11 protein-coding genes are annotated in these 16,744 nt (G+C 34.4%); 8 read left to right on the forward strand and 3 right to left on the reverse strand.

Annotated elements, in window-relative coordinates; all coding sequences use genetic code 11:
• Positions 1-59: 59 nt before the first annotated feature.
• Positions 60-1,097, reverse strand: a complete 1,038-nt coding sequence (locus tag BW983_RS04820) for a PLP-dependent cysteine synthase family protein (protein ID WP_076550315.1) — start codon at positions 1,095-1,097, stop codon at positions 60-62.
• A gap of 222 nt (positions 1,098-1,319) precedes the next feature.
• On the opposite strand from BW983_RS04820, the gene BW983_RS04825 reads away from it, so the two are divergent.
• From BW983_RS04825 to BW983_RS04860, 8 genes are all read left to right on the forward strand, one after another.
• On the forward strand, positions 1,320-4,805 hold the full coding sequence (locus BW983_RS04825; RefSeq protein ID WP_076550317.1) for a glycosyltransferase family 117 protein: 3,486 nt from the start codon (positions 1,320-1,322) through the stop codon (positions 4,803-4,805).
• A 90-nt stretch (positions 4,806-4,895) separates the two neighbouring features.
• The gene (locus BW983_RS04830; protein WP_076550318.1) at positions 4,896-6,383 is read left to right on the forward strand and encodes a hypothetical protein; all 1,488 of its coding nucleotides are present in this window, start codon (positions 4,896-4,898) and stop codon (positions 6,381-6,383) included.
• A gap of 17 nt (positions 6,384-6,400) precedes the next feature.
• The gene (locus BW983_RS04835) at positions 6,401-6,928 is read left to right on the forward strand and encodes a DUF1697 domain-containing protein (protein ID WP_076550320.1); all 528 of its coding nucleotides are present in this window, start codon (positions 6,401-6,403) and stop codon (positions 6,926-6,928) included.
• 569 nt (positions 6,929-7,497) lie between these two features.
• Positions 7,498-8,307, forward strand: coding sequence for a 3-deoxy-8-phosphooctulonate synthase (kdsA, locus tag BW983_RS04840; protein WP_076351837.1), 810 nt, complete (start codon positions 7,498-7,500; stop codon positions 8,305-8,307).
• Positions 8,308-8,350: 43 nt separating this feature from the next.
• Entirely contained in the window at positions 8,351-10,591 is a 2,241-nt protein-coding gene (locus tag BW983_RS04845) for a TonB-dependent receptor plug domain-containing protein (RefSeq protein ID WP_076550321.1), read from the forward strand.
• 198 nt (positions 10,592-10,789) lie between these two features.
• Entirely contained in the window at positions 10,790-11,170 is a 381-nt protein-coding gene (locus tag BW983_RS04850) for an HYC_CC_PP family protein (RefSeq protein WP_076550323.1), read from the forward strand.
• 114 nt (positions 11,171-11,284) lie between these two features.
• Positions 11,285-11,758 carry a DUF3347 domain-containing protein gene (locus BW983_RS04855; protein WP_076550324.1) on the forward strand — a complete coding sequence of 158 codons (474 nt, stop codon included), beginning with the start codon at positions 11,285-11,287 and terminating at the stop codon, positions 11,756-11,758.
• Between the two features lie 106 nt (positions 11,759-11,864).
• Positions 11,865-14,642, forward strand: coding sequence for a multicopper oxidase domain-containing protein (locus tag BW983_RS04860; protein WP_084184307.1), 2,778 nt, complete (start codon positions 11,865-11,867; stop codon positions 14,640-14,642).
• Between the two features lie 221 nt (positions 14,643-14,863).
• Here BW983_RS04860 and BW983_RS04865 read toward each other — a convergent pair whose 3' ends face one another.
• Together BW983_RS04865 and BW983_RS04870 are read right to left on the reverse strand one after the other, a co-directional pair.
• Positions 14,864-15,982 carry an FAD-dependent monooxygenase gene (locus BW983_RS04865; RefSeq protein WP_076550326.1) on the reverse strand — a complete coding sequence of 373 codons (1,119 nt, stop codon included), beginning with the start codon at positions 15,980-15,982 and terminating at the stop codon, positions 14,864-14,866.
• A gap of 257 nt (positions 15,983-16,239) precedes the next feature.
• A complete protein-coding gene (locus tag BW983_RS04870) occupies positions 16,240-16,740 on the reverse strand; it encodes a GNAT family N-acetyltransferase (RefSeq protein ID WP_065394312.1) in 501 nt (166 codons plus the stop codon).
• Positions 16,741-16,744 lie beyond the last annotated feature (4 nt).

Genomic DNA, 16,744 nt, shown 5'->3' on the forward strand with positions numbered 1-16,744 from the left:
TAAAGCCTTTTTTGTAGAACACGCAAAAGGCTTTATTTATATCGTGATTTTATTTATTCTTATTTAATAAACTCTGTTTTGAAAACTTCGTCATAGTTGTGAACACAGTTGTTAACAAAACCTTGTTCAGCCATCCACTTGTCACTGTACACTTTGGTGATGTACCTTGAACCGTGATCCGGGTATATTAAAACAACCACATCATTTTCTGTTAATTCATGAGATTGTGCGTATTGCATTAATCCCTGAGTTACAGCTCCTGTTGTATAACCTCCCATAATAGCTTCTTTTAAAGCGATCTCGCGGGTTCTGTAGGCTGCCATTTCATCATTTACCCTTACAAATTCATCCACCTTATCGAAAAGCAGGGCGGAAGGAATTAAATTTTTTCCCATTCCCTCAATCTGATAAGGATGTACATCTTCCTTGTGAATCTCACCTGTCTCGTGATAGCTTTTTAATATAGATCCGTCTGCATCCACCCCGATAATCTTAATATCTGGGTTTTTCTCCTTCAAAAACTTTGCTGAACCAGACAATGTTCCTCCTGTTCCGGTGCAGGCAAAAAGGTGAGTGATCTTACCTTCTGTCTGTTCCCAGATTTCAGGACCTGTAGTCTGATAGTGGGCATCAATATTCAGTTCATTAAAGTACTGATTGATGTAAATAGAATTGGGAGTTTCCAAAGCAATTCTTTTCGCCACTTCATAATAAGATCTTGGATCATCCGCCGGTACATTGGCAGGACATATATAAACAGTAGCTCCTAATGCTTTAAGATAAGCAATTTTCTCAGGTTTTGTCTTGTCGCTTACTGCGAGAATACATTTATATCCCTTAATGATACATACCATTGCAATAGAAAACCCAGTGTTTCCGGAAGTTGTTTCTACAACCACGGAATCTTCTTTCAATAAGCCTTTTTTCTCTGCGTTCTCTATAATATGAAGTGCGATTCGGTCTTTGGTGGAATGTCCAGGATTATATGATTCTAACTTGGCATAAACGGTTGCTGGAATATCTTTTGTAACAGTATTTAGCTTCACCATAGGAGTGTGTCCTATTAGGCCAAGAATATTATCGTAAACATTACTCATTATTTGTTATTTTCAATAAAAATCTGACTGCAAAAATACAAAAAAATAAATAATTACTAAACTTTTGTTTGATTTCTAGGAGATAGTTCTGCAAAAAAATATTTTCTTGTTTACAGTTTTAGCAGGAGTGTAATCGCAAATTCCAAGCCAAATTTTTAAATTTTGTTAAAAACAATATAAAATAATATAAAAGCCTTATTTTCGCATAATTGATTTAATACTATGAAAAATTGGACTTTTAGGCAATGGAACACCGTTTTAGGATGGGTGATTTTCGTCATTGCGTTTTTCACGTACTTGTCCACAATAGAACCCAATTTCAGTTTTTGGGATTGTGGTGAGTACATTTCTTCTGCAGTAAAACTTGAAGTAACGCACGCTCCCGGAGCTGCATTATTCCAGATCGTGGGTGCCGTGGCAGCCATTTTTGCATTAGGGAAAGGCGAGAATTATTCCATCGTAATCAACGCGATGTCTGCATTGTTCAGTGCGCTGACTATTTTATTCTTGTTTTGGACGATCACTCATTTCGTGAGAAGGTTGCTCAACAAAGATTTTGATGAAATTACGAAACATCAGGAAATTTCTATTTTATTTGCCGGAGCGGTAGGAGCACTTTGCTTTACTTTCTCAGATACATTCTGGTTCTCGGCTGTAGAAGGAGAGGTTTACTCTATGGCTTCTATGTTTATCGCGCTTTTGGTCTGGTTGATCACAAAGTGGGAAAATGAGTATAAAGCGGCAGACAACGAAAGATGGATTATCCTTATTTTCTTCATTTTAGGGCTTTCTGTTGGGGTACACATGATGTGTATGCTGGCGATTCCTGCAGTGTGTCTGGTATACTATGCCAGAAATTATAAGTTTACATGGAAGAACTTTATCTGGGCAAACCTTATTACTCTTGGGATTTTGATTATTGTTTTCAAAATTATTTTCCCTCTTATTATGACAATGTTCGGAAGATTGGAAATTTTCTTCGTGAACGGTCTTGGTCTTCCATTCCATTCAGGAACAATTGCAGCATTTATTTTAATGGTTGCAATCTGTTATTTCCTACTTAAATATGCGAGAAAAGCAAAAAGAAACATTTATCAGACGGTTGCTTTATCGGTAGTTTTCATGATGATCGGATTCTCTTGCTGGATGGTTATTCCAATCAGAGCAAATGCTAATCCACCGATGAACCTTAATGATCCGGATACTGCAATCGGGATGTTGGATTATTATAACAGAGAACAATATGGTGACTGGCCAACAATGTATGGACAGAACTATACAGCTTTCCTTGATGCAAATGGGATTGAAAAAAATGAAGACGGAAGTTTTAAAACAAAGAAGACTGGTGAAATCTATGAAAAAGATGAAAAAACCGGAACTTACAGAAAAACCGGAGACCGTTTCAATTATATATTCAATAAGTCTCAGATAAGCCTTATGCCTAGAATGTTTAATGAGGATAAAGATGTAATGGCAAATTATATTTCCATGTACGGAGCTCCTGATTTTACATTCAACTATGCGAATGAAGATGTGGCAGATAATCCTCAGGCTAAGCAGATTTTCGATGAATTAAGAACAAAATATGAAGATAAATCGATTACTGCAGCAGATTATTTAAAGGTAAAACCTTATAACCTTATCAATGTTCAGAAGCCTTCATTACTTCAGAATATGGATTATTTTATTTCCTTTCAGAATGGTTATTACTTTGTAAGATACCTGATGTGGAACTTCGTAGGAAGACAGAATGACCTTGAAGGAAATATGGAGATTACTAAAGGAAACTGGATTTCAGGAATTCCTTTTATTGATAGCGTAAACGTTGGAAATCAGGATAAAATGCCTGCGAAATTTAAAAATGAAAGTACAGTTGCATTCTTCTTCTTACCTTTAATCTTAGGTTTGATCGGATTCTTCTTTCAATTAAACAGAGACTTCGGAAGATTCTATGCACTATTATCATTATTCATTTTAACAAGTGTCGGGATTATTTTCTATACAGGGGTAAAACCTTTTGAACCAAGAGAAAGAGATTATGCAATGGTAGGTTCATTCTACGCTTTTGCAATCTGGATCGGATTGGGAGCCGGAGCTATTTTATGGTTCTTCCAATCTAAAATCAAATCTAACGGTGCTAATATTGCATTGGGAGTAGTTTTATTAGGTGTTCCATTTATGATGGGCTTCCAGAACTACAATGTTCATGACAGAAGTGATAGATATACTGCATACGATTATGCATATTCTGTGTTAAAGTCATTACCGAAAAACGATATCTTGTTCGTGTATGGGGATAATGATACTTATCCGGTTTGGGCTATCCAAGAAACGGAAAGGTTCAGAGATGATGTGAAAGTAGTCAACTTTACTCTTGCTTCAACACCTTGGAACCTTGATCAGATCAAAAGAAAAACATATAATGCAGCAGGAATCCCAAGTCAGTTGACTCATGAAGATTATAGAGATGGTGTAAATGATCAGATCTACATGATGAAGAAAGAAGATTGGGAAGGAGTTTTCTCTATGTTGAAAGAACAAGGGGTTCCGGATACAGAATTCCAGGCATTCAGAAAGTATCTTACACAGGATTCTTTAACATTGAAACAGGCAATTGAATTTATTAAATTCAAATCTCCTGAAAAAGATCAATTATTGAAAATGTACTTCGGAGAAGAGAAATACGAAAAGTACAACATCCTTCCGGTAAACAAATTCATTCTTCCAGTAAACAAAGAAAATGCATTAAAAGCAGGAATCATTAATCAGGCAGATCTTCCAAACGTAGTGAATCAGATCATGATTACTTACAAAGGAAATACACTTTATAAAAACAACCTGATCTTGATGGATCTATTGGCAAACTTCGATTGGAGGCGCCCGATCAACTTCTCATCAGGAGGAATTTATGACAGTGAAAACATTTTCTTCCTTAATGATTATCTTCAGTTTGACGGATTCAGTTATAGATTAATCCCAATCCAGACGCCACCTTCTGAAGACGGAGATATGGGTAGAGTAGATCCAAATGCACTTTACAACGTAGTGAAAAACTTCAGATGGGGGAACTTCAAGAATCTGAACACTCATTTTGATGAAACAGCTACTTCCAACATCATTAGCTATAGAATGTCAGCGAGCAGAGCAGCATCAGCACTAGCATTAAGCGGACAGAAAGCGAAAGCATTAGAAATTCTGGACCTTGCTGCAAAAGAAATTCCAGCTGAGAAATATAACGATCCACGTTCATTAAGCTCAATTGTAACAGGATATATTATAGCAGGACAGGAGCAAAAAGGATTAAAATTGGCAGAAGTACTTAAGAAAGGAATCTTTGACGAATATGATTATTATATGAGTCTTTCAAAATCTGATCAAAGCTATCTGAGAAGACAAATGAGAACAAAACCAATGGAATATTCTTTAGTTGTAGCAGCTGTTACCGATGCCTACAATAAGATTGGTCAAAAAGAAAAAGGATACGCTTATCTTGTAAAATCTATTGAGCCGATTGATAAGAAGTTCAATGCTTTTATAAAAGACCTTCAGTTGATGGGTAGAGATAAAGCAATGAAAGAATCTGATGATGTACAAAAGATTACTCCATTCTATCAATATTTATTTGACGTAATGGAACCTTATGATTCTACTTATTCGAAAGAAAAAGAAAATCAGATCACTTCAGCGATGATGAAGGCAACACAATAAAATACTTTTAAAAACGGAACTTCGGTTCCGTTTTTTTGTTATTGGGAATCCTGAATTTTAAGATTATATTTGTGAAACTAAAAATGCATAATGGCTGAAACACAAAATAGCAGGCTCCCAATTTATGCCGTAATTGTTACGGTTGTTTTTAAACTTCTTTTTTTATTGACGCATTATATTCAGGAAGATGCTTTCATCACCTGGAGAGTTGCTCAGAATGTCCTTGATTATGGGGTAATCGGTTTTAATGGAGGCACTAAAATTTCAGCATCTACTACCCATTTATACGTTTTTGTATCTTATATTTTCAATTTGATTTTCGGAAAGGAATACTTTATTGAACCTCTTTTGATCTTTAATTCTATCCTTTTTACAATAGGAACTTTATTTTTATCTCATTTACTTCTTAAAAACCCTTGGCATAAAGCCATTTTTATATTCTTAATCGGTATTGTACCGCCGGCAATTAAGATTTCAATTCTTGGAATGGAATACGGAATCCTGTTTTTTCTGGAAATGTCTCTATTATATTATGGATTCAATAAAGGGAAAAAATGGCTATTGACGCTTCTTCCAATCCTGATTATGTTCACAAGAATTGACACCGTTATATTCCTCGGAATTGTATTTCTTGTGGATGTATTTTGGAATAAAAAAATCAGATGGAATTATGTTTTTGGTGGAATTTTAGGAGTATTATTTACTGTTGGCTTTAACTGGTTTTACTTTGGTGAAGTTGTTAATAATACCATTACTGCAAAAAAACTTCTTTATGAACAGCAGTTTACTTTTGCTCAAAACGTAGATTATTTCCTTGTAAGTTTTGGTAACTTCTGGGGAATGCTGAAAGTTCCCGGAAACTTTAATCCGATTACAATTATTGTCCTTATTTTTGAACTGTTATGTTTTATTTATCTGATCAGACAACGAGAAAAAAGAAACTATTTCCTTTGGATGATTTTCATTTTCGGATGGACAAAACAGATTATTTTTCTTTCCCAAAAAAGCTTATTTGATTGGTATTATTGGGTTCCCCAGCTTTTACTTTTCGTTCCCATTCTTATTTTTGTATTGGAGCAAAAAGAAAAAAGAAATCTTTGGCTTTCATTACTTGTCATATTCTATATTGTTCCGATGCTGGCTTTCCAGACCATTCATGCCATTGCTACAGGAAATGGTGAGTGGAACTATAGAAGAACCATCGGAGTATTCCTTAATAAGTATGAAAAAGATAAAAAGCAATGGATTTTACTGGAACCTGCGGGATATATTCCTTATTTTTCAAGATTAAAAACCATTGATGAAGTTGGATTAGTTGACAAGCAGATTCAGGAGGAAATTAAAAAGGATAAACCCAATTACTGGATCAATACTGTAAAAAACAGGAAACCGAAATATCTGCTTTCTTATCAGAATTTATACGAAGGAAAGAATGCAGAATATTATAAGACTCATTATAAATTATTGAAGGAATTCAGAGTAAAAGATCACTTAAAAAGCGATAATAAATTACTTGAAAAAATCTACAATCTTAAGCCTTCCGGAACAGATTATAATTTATATATCAGAGTTGATTAAAAACTAATATCTAAAAAATGAAATATTGTGCTTTTCTCCGCGGTGTCAATGTAAAAGGAACGAATATGAAAATGGCAGATGTCTGTCAGGTTTTCAGGGATGCGGGTATGAAAGATATTGCGTCTATATTGGCTTCCGGAAATATTGTATTTTCCTCAGATAAAAGTGCCGCAGATTTAAAAATAATTCTAGAAAAAGCCATGTCTGAATACTTTTCGTATGAAGCTTTTCTGTTTGTCAAATCTCAGGAAGAAACAGAAGCCTTTTGGAATAATCTGCCTTTTGAAAAAAATGAAAATCTACATGCATATGCTTTTGTAGGAATACCAGGAGTAGAAAATGTTTTAATGGAAGAATTTCGGAAAGCAGCCCAAACTGAAAATGAAAAAGCAGAAATCGTTAATGATATATTTTATTGGCAGGTTCCAAAAGGAAATACTTTGGAGTCTACATTTGGAAAGGTTTTAGGAAAGAAAAGCCTTAAAGATCAGATGACCAGCAGGAATATTAATACGTTCGAGAAGATTTTAAAGAAAATGGGGTAAATCTTATCATATTAACATGATAAAGAATTTGAAAATAAATAATAATAATAATAGAAAACACAAACACTATATTTTCAGAGTGTATAATTCAATAGGAGCGAGCTTTAGCCCGTTCTTTTTTATTAAAAATCCATTGGCTTTAGCCAAAATTTTGAACAATAGTTATCTTAGTAGAGGAAATAAAATGAACTACTCTCATGTCTAATAAAATCTTGCTTTGTTGATAGCAAAGATTTTCAGGCAAGTATTATGCTGAGATTTTTAAGCCACTAATGCACGAATAAATGATTCGTGAATTAGTGGCTAATCCAAAAACAGTTTTCAATTTTATCATAGATAAAGTCCTTGCTTCTTAAAGCTGCTAATCTTTAATATCAATTGCGTCTTTGCAATATCCAATAAACACAGAAAAAATCAGCAAGGTTGAAAATTTAATTAAATCTTCATCAAAAATAATAGTTAAATCAAAATGGCATCATTATGTTCCTTAAACCCTAAACTAGAAACCAAATAATTTCCATTTCTAAAACTTTCTCAGTATTTTTACTGAACTTTTTAATTACAACAAAATGATTCAGTATTTAGATAATATTCAGCACAAAGATTCAAAGAACTTTTTCCTTATCGCAGGACCTTGTATTATTGAAGGAGAAGATATGGCACTGAGAATTGCTGAAAAAGTGATTAACATTACAGATAAATATAATATTCCTTATATTTTCAAAGGAAGTTTCAAAAAGGCAAACAGAAGCCGTGTAGATTCTTTTACAAGCATTGGGGAAGAAAAATCTCTTGAGATCCTTAAAAAAGTAGGAGAGACTTTCAACATTCCTACCACTACGGATATTCATGAGAATGAGCACGCTGCATTAGCTGCACAATACGTAGATGTTCTTCAGATTCCTGCATTTCTTGTACGTCAGACAGACTTATTGGTGGCTGCTGCAAAAACAGGAAAATGTGTGACTTTGAAAAAAGGGCAATTCCTTTCCCCGGAATCGATGAAATTTGCTGTTCAGAAAGTTACGGATTCTGACAATCAGAAAGTGGCAATCATTGAAAGAGGAAATTCTTTCGGATATACAGATTTGATCGTAGATTACAGAGGAATTCCTACCATGAGAGAATATGCGCCGGTAATTTTAGATGTTACCCATTCTTTACAACAACCTAACCAAAGCTCAGGAGTGACAGGTGGAAGACCAGACCTTATTGAAACTGTGGCAAAAGCAGGTATCGCTGTAGGAGCAGACGGAATTTTTATTGAAACACATCCAACACCGGAAACAGCACTATCTGATGGAGCCAATATGTTAAGGCTGGATTTATTAGAAGATTTATTACAAAAATTAACAAGAATTAGAGAATCGATTTTGTAATTGTTAAAAAAACATTAATTTTAGAAATTCTAAAATATTTCTTTTGAAAAAACTAGTTTTACCGCTAAGCCTTATGGTCCCAATGCTTATTTTCTCCCAACAAAGAAAAAAAGATACGGCGACCACTAGAGTCAACGATATAGAGGAAATTGTATTCCAGAAAAAAACAACAGGAAGAACCAATGACCTTACCAATATAAAAATTTCTGCAAAAGAGGCTAAAGCTGTAGCCTCAATCAGTGGAGGAATTGAAGGATTGCTTAAAACATTACCTTCCGTAAACTCCAATACTGAGCTTTCTTCCCAATATATGGTGCGTGGTGGAAACTATGACGAAAACCTTATCTACATCAATGATATAGAAATTTACAGACCTTTCCTGATCAGAAATTCTCAGCAGGAAGGAATGAGTATCATTAACCCGGATATGGTTTCAACAGTGAATTTCTCAGCAGGAGGATTTGAAGCTAAATACGGCGATAAAATGTCTTCTGCTTTAAATATTTACTATAGAGAACCTGAAAAATTTGAAGTTTCAGGAGAAGCAAGTTTGATTGGTGGTAGACTGACAACCGGATTAGCATCAAAAAATAAAAAATTCACTGCTTTATTTTCAGGAAGATACAGAAATACCAATTTGGTTCTTAATACGTTAAAGGAAGATACCAATTTTAATCCTAGCTATTGGGATTTTCAGTCTTACCTGAACTATCATGTGAATGATAAGCTTTCCATGTCGTTTATTGGATATTATTCCAAGAATGACTACGAAATGATTCCTAAACAAAAAAAGGTTGAGTTCGGAAGCCAATTACAACCCATGTCTGTTGATATAAACTATTGGGGAAAGGAAAACGACCAGTATAAAAATATGATGGGAACTTTCTCTTTGAACTATAAGCCTTCAGACCAATGGAAGTTTACAATGGATGCTTTTGCCTATCAGAATAGAGAGAGAGAATACTATACGATTCAATCTGCCTATCAATTACAGGTAATCGATCCTATTACAAAAGAGCCGGTTTCATCCTACGATGGCGGTAGCCAGATAGATCATGCTAGAAATGATTTATTTGTAAGGACTTACGGAACACAGTTCAGGGCGAAATTTTCACCTAGTGTAAACAGTGATATTGAAGTTGGATTTAAATACGAAAAAGAAAATCTAAAGGATCTTACCAATGAATGGAGAGTGGTAGACTCTGCAGGATACAGCCTTCCAAGACCTGAAGTTATTGATCCCAGAACAAATCCTACATCAGGAAACCTTCGTTTATTCTATTATATTGCAGGAAAAAACAATATTGAGCCAACAAGATTATCAGCTTATGCACAATATTCTCATAAGTTCTATTGGGGAGCAAGCAAAATGTTTGTTAATGCAGGGGTAAGAGTTTCAAACTGGAGTTTCAATAAAGAAACAATTTTTTCACCAAGATTCCAGGTAGCACTAAAACCGGATTGGGATTCCGATATGTTGTTCAAGCTTTCCGGAGGAATTTACTATCAGGCACCTTTCTATAAAGAAATTAAGGATCTGAATGGTGACTTTAACTCTAATATAAAATCACAGCGTTCAATGCAGTTAATTCTTGCTAACGACTATGAATTTTATATGTATGAAAGACCATTCAAGCTTACAACAGAGCTTTATTACAAAAAAATGGATAATCTGATCCCATACTATATGGATAATGTAAGGGTTCGTTACTCAGGACAAAACAATGCTAAAGGATATGCTTACGGGATTGACACAAGATTATTTGGAGAATTTGTTCCGGGAGTAGATTCTTGGTTGTCTGCGAGTTATGCGAGAGTGTATGAAAATATTGATGGAAAAGGAAACATTCCAAGATCTACGGATCAAAGATTAAGAGTTGCTATGTTCTATCAGGATTATATGCCGCAATTTCCTTCTATGAGGGTAAACCTTACGCTAACTTATGCTATGGGATTACCAACAGGATCACCTGTTTTATTCAATGACAATGGACAGCCTGACTTTAATGCAGCATACAATTATCAAAAAACACTTACCTCTTACAAAAGGGTAGATATAGGATTATCAAAAGTATTTATAGATCCAAAGGATAAAAATAAGAGATCCGGTTTCTGGGGGAATTTCCAGGAACTTACATTAGGTGTTCAGGTTTTCAATGCATTTAATATTAATAATGCTGTAGCAAACCAATGGATTACAGATTATAATTCAAACAATATTTATCCTGTTCCGGTATACCTTACAGGGCGTTTCTTTAATGTTAAGCTAGAATTTAAACTGTAGAAACAGAAATTGTAAGTTGAATTTTTCTGACAATATTTTTTAGATAGAAACCTATTGAATCAGTAAAATCAACGAAAGAATAAGAATTAAAAGCTTTTGGAGTTTTCCGGAAGCTTTTTTTATTTTCCTGAATTTTATAACAACATTACAGAATTTTATAACACCGATGTCAAGGATATTTTTAACTTTGTCCTATCAATGAAAAAGATTCTTGCCATATTATTCTCTATTTTCTACTTCGGATTCTCTTCTGGAGCAGCATTTAGCGTTCATTATTGTATGCAGGAATTTGTTTCTGTAAGTCAGAAAGTTGATGATATTTGTGGTAAATGTGGCGTTAAAGATAAAAAAGGATGCTGCAAAACAGAGATTAAACTTGTAAAAGTAGATGATTCCCAAAAGTCTGATCTGCTTAAAATTGATTTTTTAAGTCAGATTTTAGAAATTCCAGTGAAACATCAGTTTGTTTTTACAGATAAATCTTTCTCTGCAACAAAATTTACTCAGATTCAGATCAACGGACCACCGGAGTACAAACCGGTACCTATTTATATCAATCATTGTAATTTTAGAATTTAGAATCCGTCAGTCGTTTCCGATGTTAAACAACATTGTGAAAGATGACACGCCTTGGCGCATTATCTGTGCGTTACATTATTCTTTATTAAAAAATTAATTCTAAAATTTAAAACAATGAAAAAGTATATCATTACAGCAGCACTATCTTTATTTTCAATCATCTCACTTTCAGCACAATCTAAAAAAGATGCTCAGGTTTCAAAGCTATATCAAAACTATATTGCAATCAAATCAGCTTTAGCTTCAGATGATGCAGACAAAACTTCAAAAGCTGCTACAGAATTCATTAAAACAGCTTCTACCATTGATTATAAACTAGTTTCAGAAGGAAATCTTAATATTCTTAGAAAAGATGCTTCCGTTATTTCTGAAGCAAGAACTGTTGCTACTCAAAGAGAGACATTCCTCAATCTTTCAGACAATATGATTGCTCTTACAAAAGAGTTCAAACTTTCTGAAAAACCGGTATATGTACAATATTGCCCGATGGCGGACGGTAGTTGGTTAAGTGATGAAAAACAAATCATGAATCCTTACTACGGAAAATCTATGCTTTCATGCGGAAGCGTAAAGTCAGAAATTAAGTAATATATTGTATTGATCATTAAAAACAATAAGTTGCGCGATTTACTTTATATTTGAATTTAAGTCGCGTAGCTTTTTAAAAGTTCGAAATATTATGAAAAAACTAATAATGTTTCTGGTGCTTTTATTCTCTGTTTTTACTTTCGCACAAACTACAAAATCCTATTATACATGTCCTATGCACCCTGAGGTCGTATCTTCAAAACCTGGAGACTGCCCGAAATGCAAGATGACATTGGTAAAGAAAACTGTTGTAGTACAACCCAAAGTTGTTGCAAAGCCGGCTATAAAGCCTGTATCTAAAATAGAGCCCAAAGCAAAACCGGTAGAAACTAAAGTCAATAAAGCTAAAGTTGACGTTAAAAAAATAAAGAAAGTTGAAGAAGCAAGGAAAGCCGCTCAGGTCAAAAGAACCGAAAAAAATCAGAGCGATAAACCAGCTTTAAAATCTGAAAATAAATCTCAACCCACCTCTCCAAGTAAGGTCTCTTATACTTGCCCTATGCATCCTGAAGTCATTTCAAATAAGCCGGGAAAATGCCCAAAGTGTGGAATGGAGCTGGTTGAAAAAGAAGATCATAAACATACAATTGTTGAAAGTCCCAAAGAAGAAAAATCTGTGTTAAAAAGAAACTCAGAAAATGGTAAGGTTACTTTTGGAGGGAAAACTGTCCGCTATGATCTATATGTAAAAGATACGATTGTCAATTTTACAGGAAAAAATAGGAGAGCACTTGCCATTAATGGTAAACTTCAGGCTCCAACCTTATATTTTACAGAAGGAGATACGGCAGAAATCTATCTGCACAATATGTTAAAGGAAAACACAGGACTTCACTGGCATGGAGTAATTTTACCTAATGAACATGACGGAGTTCCATATCTTACAACAAAACCTGTAAAACCTGGAGAAACACATTTATACAAATTTAAAATATCTCAAAACGGAACGTATTGGTACCATTCCCATGAAGCGTTGCAGGAACAGATAGGAATGAATGGAATTCTGGTATTTAAAAAGAGAGAAGGAGAACCCAAAACCGAATATAGTGCAGAAATTCCTGTATTATTAGGAGATTGGAGTGATGATGATCCAATGCAGATTGCACGTAGGCTTCATATGGCAAATACAGATTGGTATGCTGTGAAGAAAAATGCAGTTCAGAGTTATTGGGAGGCAATTAAATCCGGAAATTTCGGAACAAAGGCTTTGAATGAATGGAAAAGGATGGAAGCCATGGATGTAAGTGATGTATATTATGATAAATTCTTAATCAACGGAGTTCCAAGTTCTGACTATTCCAATTTGAAAGCTGGTGATAAAGTAAGATTAAGAGTTGCCAATGGCGGGTCATCCACTTATTTCTGGCTGAATTATGGTGGCGGGAAAATAAAGGTTGTGGGAAATGACGGAAATGATGTCGTTCCTGTAGAAGTAGACCGCCTGATTGTAGGAGTTTCGGAAACCTATGATATTGAAGTAACCATTCCTGAGAATAAAAGTTTTGAATTCCGTGCCACGTCGGAAGACAGGATAGGACACGCTTCACTTTGGCTGGGTTCCGGTGAGAAAATAGAAGCTCCCAATTTACCAAGATTAATGCTTTTTGAAGGAATGAAAATGATGAACGGAATGATGGAGATGAGCGGAAATATGAAGCCAATGACCATGACGATGGGAAATCAGATGATGGATATGAATGAAGTAATGTATCCGGAAATTCCAGAAAGTCAAAGAAAAACGACTGCGAAGCATATCAACGAGATGATGGGTGTGAAAACTAAAGAAGAGAAAGAAGATCATTCTCAACATACAGGAATGGATATGAAGGAAGAAAAAACAATTAAAAGATTGTCTTACAATATTTTAAAATCTCCCGAAAAAACAATCCTTCCAACAGATAGCGTTCGAAATATGAAATTTACACTGGAAGGAAATATGAATCATTATCTGTGGACACTGGATAATAAAACGGTTACAGAAACAGATAAGATTTTGATTAAAAAAGGGGAAATTTTAAGAATCAAATTGTATAATAACTCTATGATGCGTCACCCGATGCACCTTCATGGACATGATTTCAGATTGATTAATTCAAAAGGAGAGTATTCACCACTGAAAAATGTAGTAGATATTATGCCGATGGAAACTGTTACGATTGAATTTGCTGCGAATCAGGATGGAGATTGGTTTTTCCACTGTCATATTCTATATCACATGATGGCAGGAATGGGTAGAATCTTCAGTTATGAAAATTCAAAACCAAATCCACAGCTTCCTAACAGAAAGTTAGCTTGGAAAAACTTTTTGAAAGACAATAAGATGGTTAGTTCAATGGCAATGCTGGATGTTGCAAGCAATAAAATCCATGCGGAAACAATGACGATGTTCGGACCAAGATGGGCAAATTTAAATGAATTTCATACCAATTGGAACTTTGACCATTTTGAGGGAAGTGTAAAAGCAGGACGATTTTTAGGTAAATTCCAATGGGCACTTCCATACGCAGGATTCAGATTCCAGAAAAATCATGAGATCATGGAAAGACAAATGGCAGAAGATATCGGAATGGATTTTCATGGTAAGAAAACCTGGTTTGGACAGCAGAAAGCTTCTAAAAGTAAATATTCATTCATTGTGGGTATGCAATATGTATTACCAATGCTGATTACAGCAGATGCCAGTGTAGACCATAATGGAAAAGTATTGCTTGAGCTGAGCAGAGAAGATATCCCGATTTCCAGAAGATGGCGAGGAAACTTCAGTGTCAATTCGGATGGTGAATTTTCTACAGGCTTGAGATATATCGTTCAGAAATGGTTATCTCTATCCGGAAACTATGATAATGAAATGGGCTGGGGAGCCGGTGTTACCTTAACCTATTAAACATAAAAACGTCTCACTTGTGAGGCGTTTCTTATTATATATTGAATGATTCAGGTTTAATCAGTTTTTATTTAAAAATTAATGTGTCATTCCGAGAGAATATAAAAATCATTAGGTTGGATTCCTACTTTTAAAGATGAGTTTGTATAATATTTATCATAGTAAGGTTTCAATAGTTTAATTCAATATGAAGATTCAATTGGCTTTAGCCAAAACATATTTTACATTTCCAATTCAATAATTTTTTGCGCCATTTTCTGATTGATACTTTCAGGAATTAAACTCATCACGAAATTGCGTAAATTATTCCCATGTTCCCATTGTGAAATCTTTCCAATAGTACGGCTTGTATTAACAATATAATCTACCTTTTTTCTCCTGATTTTCTGAAATTCTGCAAATACGGAATTAAAATCATTGTTTTTCTCCAACAACCTACCAATGATATAAGCATCTTCAATAGCCTGGCATGCACCTTGTCCCATATTGGGTGTTGTTGCATGAGCTGCATCACCAATCAGACAAAGATTTTCAGAATACCATTGAGGAATAGGAGCAAGGTCAGAAATATCATTACAGATAATATTTTCTTTTTCGGTTGCTTCTATAAGATTTAAAACTAAAGAATCAAAACCTTTAAAAATTTCAGTAATCTCCGAATACCTGCTGAAACTTTTCTCATTAATGCAGGCATACCAATATACTTTTTTATCAGAAATCTTTACAAATCCAAAGCGCTTTCCTTTTCCCCAAAGCTCAAAAGCCTCATGATGATACTTTTCTTGTAGTTCAAAATCTACAAGACCACGCCAACATTTTTGCCCGGAATTTCTTATAGTTCCTGTTTTTAAAATCTGATTTCGCACTTGAGATTTAATGCCATCAGCTCCAAAGACCATTTTACTTTCCAGCTGAGTTCCATTTTTAAAATCGAGAATATAGTTTTCCTTTTTTTCTATTTTCGTTAAAGAATGATTGAGTTCAATGGATTTTGAATTCAGATTTTCAGCAAGAATTCGTTGCAATTCTGCTCTGTGAATAGCGACATTACAGGATTTATATTTGTTTTCCAACTCAAGGATTTCCGTTTTTGAAAATGGTTTTAAAGATTCATTAGATAAAGTGATTCTGTGGATTTTATTTCCCGCGTTTTCAATTTTTTCTTTTAAGCCCAGTTGATCAAAAACCTGCATCGCATTCACCGCCATCATAATTCCGGCTCCTACAGGTTTTATCTCAGGTGCAGATTCATAGATGGTAAAATCATATCCATTTTGTTGAAGGACATTTCCAAGGGTGAGTCCGCCAATTCCGGCTCCGATGATTGATATTGATTTCATTGTTTAGTTTATAAAGTGATTTTCAGGGAAAGAACACATTTATTTTTTGCCACGAATTCACGAATAAAATTTCTACACGTTTTACGTCACTTTATAATTTAATTTATTTTCGTAGAAATTTCTGTGTTCCTATGTGGTGAAATTATTTTTGACCACATAAGAACATAGAATGTATGGTTAAATAAAAATTATTCGTGAATTAGTGGCAATTTATACATCCGGATTCTTTGCGCCTTTGTGATTTTTCAACCATAAGATTATAAAGTCAAAATATAACTTTCCGACACTTTTTTGAAGCCATATCTATTAAAAAACTGATGTGCGCCATGATTATTCACTCCGCTTTCCAACAGAATAAAGCTTATATTCCAATTTTTAGATTCCTCAATCGCTTTCTCCAAAAGTTTACTTCCCAGAGATTGTCCTCTCACAGATTGATCTAAGAGCATGTCTTCCAAAATTGCATATTTCTTAAAAGGACTGTTAATCACATTAAAAACCATCATACCGACAATTTCACTGTTTTCATTTTCAGCAATTAGGATATTAAGTTTAGAACTTCCGTCAGAATTGAAATCTGTTAGTAATTGCTCTGTTAAGATAACATTCAGGTCAGGATTCCAATGGTGTGTATCCAGCGCTCTGCCAGACATCATTTCGCCATGGGAAATATAAGAATCTGTTTTATGGGTAATAAAAAAATCTACGAGCTCTTTAACTCGGGCTTTATCTGTAAGCCACTTTGTAGTATATTTCATGATG

Origin of the sequence: Chryseobacterium ureilyticum (assembly GCF_900156735.1) — a bacterium.
GTDB classification, from domain to species: domain Bacteria; phylum Bacteroidota; class Bacteroidia; order Flavobacteriales; family Weeksellaceae; genus Chryseobacterium; species Chryseobacterium ureilyticum.